Genomic DNA, 7,159 nt, shown 5'->3' on the forward strand with positions numbered 1-7,159 from the left:
GGCATTTCTAACAATCATTTAACATAAAATTTCTTATGTGAAGTAACCTGAATGCAGCGGTGCCCCATTGGGGGCGCGTTGAGATAAGCCTCTTTTAGATAACTTTAGCAACTCGATAGACAGTTGCAACTCCACAATTCACTGCTTTGGCAATTTCTTCCTTAGTCATATTGCCAACTACTAGCAATTCTTTTATTCGTTTATGTTTAGCCTCATTTGCCTTCTTGCCTGTTGGTTTGTAACCCGAACGTGCCAGGCCCTGCTTAATACGTTCTATACGTTTCTCATTGTCTAGGCGGGCCATTGTTGCCAGAAGATCAATCAACATATTGTTGATGAGTTCCAAGATTGAATGAGTAATGCTGTCACTGGTTTGAATCATTTGGTAGGTAGTAGGAAGATCTGCTACGACTAAACGAAGTCCCTTCTCCTGGATCCTGCGCTTCAGCTCTTGAAAATCTCGTTGGGTTAGGCGTGATAAGCGGTCAATACTTTCAACTAACAATGTGTCACCTTGATTTGCTTCTGACAGTAGCTTATTCAATTCAGGTCGGTCTAACTTCGTACCACTATAGTTTTCCACGTACACAATGGTTTCACCCAAATTCAAGTTTTGGTTTAGATCCTGAAGAATCTGCAAAGCCCTTTCTGCATCTTGATCTTTAGTTGAAGCTCGTAGATAAATACGTGTATTCATTTCTATCATTTAATCTTAATTCTATTAGATTAATGATAATACTATCATTTAATTATTGCATTAAGTCTAATGATAGATATTGTATGCGATTTGGCTCGCTATCATTCAGGTATAGTCTTTTGATAAAAAAAGCATGACTAAAAGCCATGCCTTGGGAATTCGTATAACGTGTATTATGTTAATTTTAGAAAAATTACTTAATCAACTAGCGACAATAATTATCTAGCTTAACTACTACATCTCTTAAATTATTCTCTAAACCTGAAAAATCTCTACTCTTTTTAACTGTACTTGGTGTATTCCATTTAGAGAAATTATTTTGGAGATCTTTAAAATTTTGTCTGTAATTTTGACAAATCAAGTTATATCGAGCTACTTGATCTTCTTCATTAATTAAGCGCTTTCTAGTAATAATTACTTCTTCAAATGAATTCTTTAGTTCATTGTACCGACTCAACTCATCTTCCTGATTTTTTATCATTTGCGGATACCAACGCAAATAGGTTTCAAGTATTCTATTTTCTTTTATATGATATTTAAGTACATTATTTGATCGACATGAAGTGATTAACTCTTGTAAGTTATTCTTTTCAAAATCTAAAATTTCATCATTTTTACTACCAATTGGATCATTTTCTATTTCAATATCAATTCTTTGTTGTTTAATACTCCTAAGATCAATGCAATAAAGATTTGTAAGCACATTATGATCTGTCGTATTCGAAATTTTTTTTCTGACATTAAAAGATTCTTTTTCTAGTTGTAGTTTTTTACTTTTATAACGAATCACATTATAAATATCAGAGAGTTGAGTCTCCGCATATTGGGTATTAGCTGAAAATTGATTTTTAGCTTGTTCTTGATCAATAGCTTGGGCATTAGTCGCATAAGTTATTAAAATTGCTATAAATATTGGAATTTTAAATTTCACTATCAATTTTACCTTTTACAATGAATTAGTAAGCTATAAATCATAAAACTGCCAGTATAATAGTTGACTAATAAAATACCCAACTTAATTTATTTCTGTTATATTTCAATGTAATAAACTCTTAGTATACTATAATGATTAAGTTTATCTTGTTTCCTTTGATTGCCTTCGTACTTGTAGGCATAACTAATGAACTGACTATAAATGAAGATATTTTTATTTATATAAGTTTTACAATAGCTACAATCCTAGCTTATAAATTTTCAACAAAAAATAGACTAACGCTCGCATCAATTTATTCTATATTTTTGATATTCATTAGTTTTTTTATACAGCTTTTATCAAGTAATGAAGACGTAGTATTGGCAATCATCGCATCTCTAATAGGGATAGGGATATGTTATATATTTGATAGAAAAGTTTCGATTACAATATCTACTCGTGACTAGATTATCTACCAAATTGGAAAAAATAAGTTTCTGTCACTAACTCATTTAACATAATGGATATTATACGAAGTACACTTGTATATTAATATAAATATCAGACACTTAATAAAACCTTAAAAACCCCAAAATGCCCAAAAAGCCGACTTTGAAACAAATCGGCTTTTTTATGAGCAGTTTTGGAATGTTTTGCCAATAAATTTGACCAAAAATTACGCTTTTCAACTTGAGTGATACAATTTTGTGATACATTATTGTATATACAAATTTGAATGTTTTTTATGAAACAGTATTTCGAATGGGATGAGGCAAAGAATCGAAAGAATCAGAAAAAACACGATGTCTCTTTCGAAACGGCAAGCCTTGTTTTTGATGATCCACTGAGGATCTCAATCCAAGACAGACATACCGATGGTGAAGAACGTTGGCAGACCATTGGGAAAGTAAAAGGCGTACTAATGCTGTTAGTAGCTCACACCATTTTTGATGAAGATGACTGTGAAATCATACGAATCATTAGTGCAAGACAAGTCACTAAGGCGGAGCGAGATAGATATGAGCATGGTTAGATACTCACGTAAAGAACTGAATGAAAAATTCAGCGACAAGCAAGATGCTGAAATTGAACGCTTGCTTGCTAAAGGGACGGTTCCTGATGATCAGCTAGATCTATCAGATATTCCTGAAATTACAGACTGGAGCAATGCTGTACGCCATAATCAATTCTATCGCCCAGTGAAGCAACAGACTTCCATCCGTTTAGATGCTGATGTACTTGCATGGTTTAAAGCACAGGGAAAAGGTTATCAAACACGAATGAATGAAATTCTGCGAGAAGCAATGTTAGAAGATTTAAAAAAACATCAATAAAAATGGGAGCTTAGGCTCCCATTTTTGACTGCGTATAACGTGTATTATGTTAATTTTAGAAATAATTAAAAGTTTAGGAATACTAGTAGAATGCAGCTTATAGAAATAGAACCTTATTTTTGGGAACTATATGAGGATAGCGAAAATATATATCTCAATGTTCTTATAAATATGAGTGCAATTTCTTGGGAGAAAACTATCTGCCTAGATGAACAAACGATTCAGCAGTATCAGACTCAAGGAAAAGGTTTTATTGATGGCTTAGCTAAAAGGATTGAAAGTAGCCAATTGATCCTAGACAGTATCGTGGACAATCGATCCCTCTAAATTCTTGAAATATTTCTGTTCAAAGGCTTCTGGACTTAACCAGCCGTTTGCAGAATGCCTTCTGACCCGATTGTAATAAATCTCAATATAATCAAACAAGACCGCATTCGCCTCTTTTCGAGTCGAAAACACACTGCCATGTACCACATGACCTTTTAATGTATGAAAGAAGCTTTCAGTCACTGCATTATCCCAACAGTTTCCACGTCTAGACATACTCTGAGTACAATCATTTTTCAGTAACAGCGCTCTAAAATCACGACTACAGTACTGTGAGCCTTGGTCCGAATGAACCATAACACCAGTTGGATAACCCTGACGAGCCATTGCATAGTTAAACGTATCACACACCAACTGGCGGTCTATTCGATGGCTGGTTTGCCACCCCACGATACGACGGCTAAATAAATCTAGCATCACACATAAATACAACCAACCTTCTTTAGTGCGGATATAGGTAATGTCTGTTGTCCAGACTTTATTAGGCTGAGTAACTGTAAATTGGCGATCCAACAAGTTGGGTGCTGTAGGCAAACGATGGGTTGAATCAGTCGTATGCTTGTATTTACGCGCAATCCTGCTACGTAAACCAAGCTTTTTTAGCATCCTTCCAATAGTACGTTCGCTCATGTTGTAACCTAAATCATGCATGTCATGTACTAATGAAGGTGCACCCAATCGTGCATGATGCTGCCAATATACGGCTTTTAAGTCATTATATTTCTGTGCCGTATTGGCTTGACGTTTTCGCCAGGCATAATAGCCTGAAGTGCTGACACCTAGGTATTTACAGGCAGAAGATACGGTGACTTCATTCATATCTAGATCTTGAATTACCGTGTACTTTTCTTGGCATGATCTGTTAGAAAGTACACATGCGCTTTTTTTAAGATGTCATTGGCTTCCTTGAGCTGTTTGACTTCTTTCTCTAATTCCACGATCCGCTGTTGTTCTGGTGAAAGTTGACGTTTGCTTGAACCTGCCGGATTGGTTTCACGAATCCATTTATCTAATGTTGAATAACCCACACCTAATTTCTGGGCGATTGCAGCTACAGACTCGTGTGAGTTTGAAAGTGCATAATCAATCGCTTGCTGTTTAAATTCGGGACTAAAACGTTTAGCCATTTCTTGAATCTCCAAAGATTAAAGTTACGTTATCTTTAGAGGGACGTGCTGTCCATTATTTTGTCTAGGATCAAATTTAGAAAAGATTATGAAAGATTTTACTCATATACAGATGCCTCCAAAGAACAGAAAAAAGAAATGCTTCAAGCATTTAATGAATATAAGGCTAAGCAAAATTAAATCCATTTAACATAATGGCTGTTATGCGAAATTCCATAGATATTTTAATTCTCTTGAAAATAAATATTTATAAATCAAACATCTCTAAAAGGAGCTGTTTCCAATACTTTTTTTATCTCATTTTCTTTTTTTACTTTCCATTGATCACTGATTAAACCAAAAAGTTCAATTTGTTTTGAAAAAGCGAGTCGACGGGAATCTTGTCCTCTAGTTCTATTCTTAAGTTCAAACTCAAACGAATAGCTAGATATAAAATTATCCATTATCCAATAAAGCAACTCTTCAAAATCCTTAGTTGTTTTTTCAAAAAAAACTTCTCCTCTTTCTTCAGAAATATACCAATATTTATTTTCATGGATTAATACATATGGAGCTCCATCATTCTGAACTGCGGGCCAAACTCTTTTTTTTCCAGCCCAATTTTTTCACAAATTTGATCAACCTTACGTTGAATTTCTAAAAATGTAAGCATTATTCTTTGATTCTCCAAATGTTCTTAATATCTATTTAACATAAAATCTCTTATGCGAAATACAGTCTTTTACGTGCTGCAAAACTTCAAGCGAGAAAGATTTTTTCCAAATAAACCCAATAACTAAACATAAATAACTGTTTTATATAAATTTATGTAAATATTAAAAAACACTTTTCCTAAAAAATAAGAACATCTCTAAAACTAAACGACCTATTGAAGCCAGATACTCATATTTGGTGTCCAAAAAACTACTCCGTAGGACAAGACAGGACATTGAGCGTAAGCGAATTGTCGGGGGTAATGGACTAGTTCACCTTGCGTGTACTATTACATTACACATCTTGCCTCATCGTACAAAAGTTAATGCTCTTAAATACACCAAAGAAAGCCTATTTCATGTAAGAACATAAACTTAAATACTCTAAAAACCTCTTAAATACACGCATATACCCGCTTATTCACATAATTGGCTATTCTCAATACACGTATATACACTTAAATACTCCTTTTTTATCTTACTTTTTATTCAATTCTCTCCATTCAGCCATTAAAGCTGCTTCTTCCTGCTCCAAAGTCGTTTCACCATTCAAGATACGCTGTTGTCTTGCTTCATCAGCTTCTCGACAGGCATCAATCACTTCTTGGGAAAATTCGTGATCTACGATTCCCTTTGAGCTTCTAAAAATCTCTTTTAATCGTTCTTTTTCTGCTTCATTCATAAATACAGATCCTCTTTGTTTTGTGCTTATTTAAATAACTCGCTATGCGTTCCAGTACGCACAAAAACCACCATCTCAAACTTAGAGAGTGGCTCGATGCGATAGATCAACAGAAAATCACCACCGACATGCAATTCACGGCAGTTTTTCCATTGATTACCACTTAGCGCATGATCAACCCATTCAGCACCTAAAGGCGCATCATTAGCAATAATCAGCATCATGACCTGTTTAAGCTTTCTCATGTCATAACGACCACTACAAGAAAGCCTTTGCCAGTCTGCTAAAAACTCTTTGGTGTAATCCGATGATCGAGGTAAAACGGCCCGTTTATCTTTCGCTGTTTTTTTCGAGGTCATTAAACAAGTCTTCTACAGTTTCAAAACGGGCTTTCTTGGCTTGAATGAGCGCATCAGCTTCATTCATAGCAGCTACAGTTGTGGTATTGGGTACACGTACATCAAATGGAATCGCCTGTTCCGCTACTACACGAGTCAGAAAGATTCGTACAGCATCAGACACAGACATACCCATTGATTTCAAAGCTTGTTGCGCCTGTAGCTTTGTTTCATCATCAATTCGAACGTGTAGCATTGAGGTTTGAGAAGTCATATCTTCACCTGAATATTATGTAACTCAATTGAGATACATAATAGCATATTCAGGCCTGAATATTTCAAAGAAAAGGATCTTTCGATTTATTGATCAAACAGAAAAATTAGGCCAATAAAAAAATATCGTATTTAAACGCTCTATTTTCACCATAGAGAGGCGATCTCAAACTTAAACACAAGAATCCACCTAAAAACAAAAAAAGTCTCTCTAAGCTCAAATAGAAGCAAATGACACAACACTAATAAACCACTAGAAAACATTAACCAAGCGAGTGTCTACGAGCGACATCACCAAAATTCGCACCTCGACTTTCTGAAAAACAGCTTTTTAGGCTGTGAAGCCTAAATAAGCGTAAATTACATGCAGAAAATTGAGTCTAGATCGAGCGTAGCGAGTAAAAAAGCTTTATGAGCGAAGCGAATTCATCGTGCTTTTGCTTTTTATTGAAGTCACAACGAGATGAGCCAAAAAATTGCCCCGACGAATCGAGCGAAAGCGAGATTCAATAGAGTTTGAGCGTAGCGAAAACCAAGGGCAATTTTTCTTTGCCTGGGCTTTTAATTATTTTTAAAGTTTTTAAATGCTTTTAAACATGCTGAAATCCTTTATTTACAAGGGATTCAAAACCTATATGACACCGTTTACCTTGCAATATGACACCGTTTACCTTGCAATATGACACCGTTTACCTTGCAATATGACACCGTTTACCTTGCTTATAACACTAAAATTAATTACTGTGTCATAGCATAATAATTAATACTGGTGCTTC

Annotated in this window: 10 protein-coding genes; 3 read left to right on the forward strand and 7 right to left on the reverse strand. The window is 34.9% G+C overall.

Features of this window, described 5'->3' with window-relative positions; translation table 11 throughout:
- Nucleotides 1-94: 94 nt before the first annotated feature.
- Nucleotides 95-706: a recombinase family protein gene (locus tag BEN71_RS00360; RefSeq protein ID WP_015060246.1), complete on the reverse strand. Its 612-nt coding sequence runs from the start codon at nucleotides 704-706 to the stop codon at nucleotides 95-97.
- A 196-nt stretch (nucleotides 707-902) separates the two neighbouring features.
- Nucleotides 903-1,628 carry a hypothetical protein gene (locus BEN71_RS00365; RefSeq protein WP_068975322.1) on the reverse strand — a complete coding sequence of 242 codons (726 nt, stop codon included), beginning with the start codon at nucleotides 1,626-1,628 and terminating at the stop codon, nucleotides 903-905.
- 727 nt (nucleotides 1,629-2,355) lie between these two features.
- Between BEN71_RS00365 and BEN71_RS00375 the strand changes: the two genes are divergently transcribed.
- The 3 genes from BEN71_RS00375 (at nucleotide 2,356) to BEN71_RS19480 (ending at nucleotide 3,271) form a co-directional block, all read left to right on the forward strand.
- The gene (locus tag BEN71_RS00375; RefSeq protein WP_068975324.1) at nucleotides 2,356-2,643 is read left to right on the forward strand and encodes a BrnT family toxin; all 288 of its coding nucleotides are present in this window, start codon (nucleotides 2,356-2,358) and stop codon (nucleotides 2,641-2,643) included.
- Nucleotides 2,630-2,944, forward strand: a complete 315-nt coding sequence (locus tag BEN71_RS00380; protein ID WP_068975325.1) for a BrnA antitoxin family protein — start codon at nucleotides 2,630-2,632, stop codon at nucleotides 2,942-2,944. The genes BEN71_RS00375 and BEN71_RS00380 overlap by 14 nt, the downstream gene beginning before the upstream one ends.
- 90 nt (nucleotides 2,945-3,034) lie before the next feature.
- Nucleotides 3,035-3,271: a hypothetical protein gene (locus tag BEN71_RS19480; RefSeq protein WP_406565249.1), complete on the forward strand. Its 237-nt coding sequence runs from the start codon at nucleotides 3,035-3,037 to the stop codon at nucleotides 3,269-3,271.
- Here the strand turns inward: BEN71_RS19480 and BEN71_RS00390 are convergent.
- The 5 genes from BEN71_RS00390 to BEN71_RS00410 form a co-directional block, all read right to left on the reverse strand.
- Nucleotides 3,239-4,398 (reverse strand): IS3 family transposase gene (locus tag BEN71_RS00390; RefSeq protein ID WP_117276768.1). Its coding sequence is split into 2 segments (ribosomal slippage): nucleotides 3,239-4,164 and nucleotides 4,164-4,398, totalling 1,161 coding nucleotides; the frame shifts between segments, so codons are not numbered across the junction. The two genes, BEN71_RS19480 and BEN71_RS00390, sit on opposite strands and share 33 nt — an antisense overlap.
- A 254-nt stretch (nucleotides 4,399-4,652) precedes the next feature.
- Nucleotides 4,653-4,937, reverse strand: a complete 285-nt coding sequence (locus tag BEN71_RS00395; protein WP_086322806.1) for an Imm63 family immunity protein — start codon at nucleotides 4,935-4,937, stop codon at nucleotides 4,653-4,655.
- A 631-nt stretch (nucleotides 4,938-5,568) separates the two neighbouring features.
- Entirely contained in the window at nucleotides 5,569-5,772 is a 204-nt protein-coding gene (locus BEN71_RS00400) for a hypothetical protein (RefSeq protein ID WP_068975480.1), read from the reverse strand.
- Between the two features lie 26 nt (nucleotides 5,773-5,798).
- A complete protein-coding gene (locus tag BEN71_RS00405; protein ID WP_068975481.1) occupies nucleotides 5,799-6,131 on the reverse strand; it encodes a type II toxin-antitoxin system YafQ family toxin in 333 nt (110 codons plus the stop codon).
- Nucleotides 6,103-6,384 (reverse strand): type II toxin-antitoxin system RelB/DinJ family antitoxin, encoded by a 282-nt coding sequence (locus tag BEN71_RS00410; RefSeq protein WP_068975482.1) that lies wholly within the window; start codon nucleotides 6,382-6,384, stop codon nucleotides 6,103-6,105. The genes BEN71_RS00405 and BEN71_RS00410 overlap by 29 nt, the downstream gene beginning before the upstream one ends.
- Nucleotides 6,385-7,159: the final 775 nt, after the last annotated feature.

This window comes from Acinetobacter wuhouensis (genome assembly GCF_001696605.3).
GTDB classification, from domain to species: domain Bacteria; phylum Pseudomonadota; class Gammaproteobacteria; order Pseudomonadales; family Moraxellaceae; genus Acinetobacter; species Acinetobacter wuhouensis.